Below are 2,219 nucleotides of genomic sequence, written 5' to 3' on the forward strand. Positions count from 1 at the left end.
GGGGTGCTCGGTGTCGCGGCGTTCACCTGGTTCATGCTCTCGAAGAACTCGTGGCGGTGGGGGCCGGAGATCTGGGGCTGGGCTGGCGCCTACCCGGCGTACATCATTCTCGTGACGAGCACGACCCCGAGTCGCGTGCGCTACGCCCTGCTCGCCTTCCCGATGACCCTGGTCATCGCGTGGTTCCTCAAGCTGCGCTGGTGGGGGCGCTACCGCTACTGGCTGCTGGGCCTCATCGTCGTCGTCGGCGCGGCCCAGATGTGGTGGTGGACCGAGCACTACCTCGTCATCGAGAACCTCACCGACGACCTCTATCCCTGAGAGCCCGTCAGCCGCTCGTCAGGCGCAGTCGGGCTGGCGCCGCACGTACCCCACGACGTCGAACCACTCGATGCCTGCCTCGGCGAGCAGCTCTCGGAGCAACGGCAGGGAGAGGCCGACGACGTTGTGGTGGTCGCCTTCGACGGCCGTGATGAACGCGCCGCCGAGCCCGTCGATGGTGAAGGCGCCGGCCACCGTGAGCGGCTCGCCCGTGGCGACGTAGGCGGCGATCTCCTCGTCGGAGATCTCGGCGAAGTGGACGGTCGTCGACGCCGTCGCGCCGAGGGTCGCCCCGCCGCCCTTGCGCTCGTCGATGAGCCAGTGCCCGGTGTGCAGCACCCCGGAGCGGCCCCGCATCCGACGCCACCGCACCACGGCCTCCTCCGCGTTGCTCGGCTTGCCGTGGACCTCGCCGTCGAGCTCGAGCACCGAGTCGCAGCCCAGCACGACGGCATGCTCGTCGAGCCGGGACGCGACGTCCTCCGCCTTGGCGCGTGCGAGCAGCAGCGCGATGTCGCCGGGCCCCAGCAGGCCGTAGCGGTCCGTCGCCTCGGCCACGGTGAGGTCCTCGTCGACGCCGCTCACGAGGACGACGGGCTCGATCCCCGCCGCGCGGAGGGTCGAGCGTCGGGCGGGGGAGGCGGAGGCAAGGACGAGCTGGACGGTCGGCACGTCGGGGAGGGAGCGCGTCTGCATGACGACATGCTAGGCGCCGAGCCGGAGGCTTCGGGCGCCAACGGCGCCACTCCGAGGACGCCGACGGCGCCACTCCGAGGACGCCGACGGCGCCACTCCGGGGAGAGGCGCCGTCAGCAGCCGTGGGCGGGTCTCAGATCTCCTGGAGGACCGCCGCGCGCAGGGTGTCCAGGCCGACGCCCCCGATGTCGAGCGCCCGACGGTGGAAGGACTTGAGGTCGAACGCGTCACCCTCGCGCTGCTTGACCTCGTCACGCAGCTGGAGCCACAGCCGCTCGCCGACCTTGTAGCTCGGGGCCTGGCCCGGCCACCCGAGGTAGCGGTTGAGCTCGAAGCGCAGGATCTTCTCGTCCATGAAGCCGTAGCGGGTCAGGTAGGTCCACGCCTTGTCGTAGTCCCACGCACCGCCGCCGACCTCGTCCGGGGCGTCGAAGCCGCAGTGCACGCCGATGTCGATGACGACGCGAGCGGCCCGAAGAGACTGTCCTGCAAGCCAACCCATGCGGTTGCCCGGGTCGTCCATGTAGCCGAGCTCGGCCATGAGCCGCTCGGCGTAGAGCGCCCACCCCTCGCCGTGACCCGAGGTCCAGGCCTCGAGCCGCCGCCACCGGTTGAGCAGCTCGGAGCGGTAGACGGTCTGCGCGACCTGGAGGTGATGGCCGGGGACACCTTCGTGGTAGACGGTCGTCAGCTCGTTCCACGTGCGGAACTCGGTGTTGCCCTTCGGCACCGACCACCACATCCGGCCCGGTCGGCTGAAGTCGTCGGACGGGCCGGTGTAGTAGATGCCGCCGGTCTGCGTCGGCGCGATCATGCACTCGATGCGCTGCACCGGCCCGGGGATGTCGAAGTGCACGTCCTTGAGGTCGGCGATGACCTCGTCGGCGCGCTCCTGCATCCAGGCCTTGAGCTCGTCGGTGCCGTGCAGCTGGTACTTCTCGTCGGCGTCGAGGATCTCGACGCCCCGCGCGACGTTGGCGCCGGCCTCGAGGCCGTCGGCGATCTCGCTCATCTGGGCGTGGAGGTTCGCGACCTCCTGCTGGCCCCAGCGGTACGTCTCCTCGAGGTCGACGGTGGCGCCGAGGAAGTAGCGCGACTCGAGGGCGTAGCGCTCTCGCCCGCAGGCGTCTGCCTCGGGCGCGTGCGGCAGCAGCTCCCGCTCGAGCCAGTCGGCCATCGCGCCGTATGCCGTCGAGGCAGCC

Annotated in this window: 2 protein-coding genes and 1 pseudogene; 1 reads left to right on the forward strand and 2 read right to left on the reverse strand. The window is 70.8% G+C overall.

The window, feature by feature from the left end:
- Positions 1-321: pseudogene (locus AC1DP0_RS21110) on the forward strand (hypothetical protein); the annotation flags it as partial.
- A gap of 18 nt (positions 322-339) precedes the next feature.
- On the opposite strand, the gene AC1DP0_RS21115 reads toward AC1DP0_RS21110, so the two are convergent.
- Both AC1DP0_RS21115 and AC1DP0_RS21120 read right to left on the reverse strand, forming a co-directional pair.
- Positions 340-1,017 (reverse strand): Maf family protein, encoded by a 678-nt coding sequence (locus AC1DP0_RS21115; RefSeq protein WP_478088395.1) that lies wholly within the window; start codon positions 1,015-1,017, stop codon positions 340-342.
- 133 nt (positions 1,018-1,150) lie between these two features.
- Positions 1,151-2,219 (reverse strand): DUF885 domain-containing protein (locus tag AC1DP0_RS21120; RefSeq protein ID WP_478088397.1); only part of this gene is annotated, 1,069 nt, incomplete at its 5' end.

Source organism: Terrabacter sp. P5_B1 (assembly GCF_056400505.1).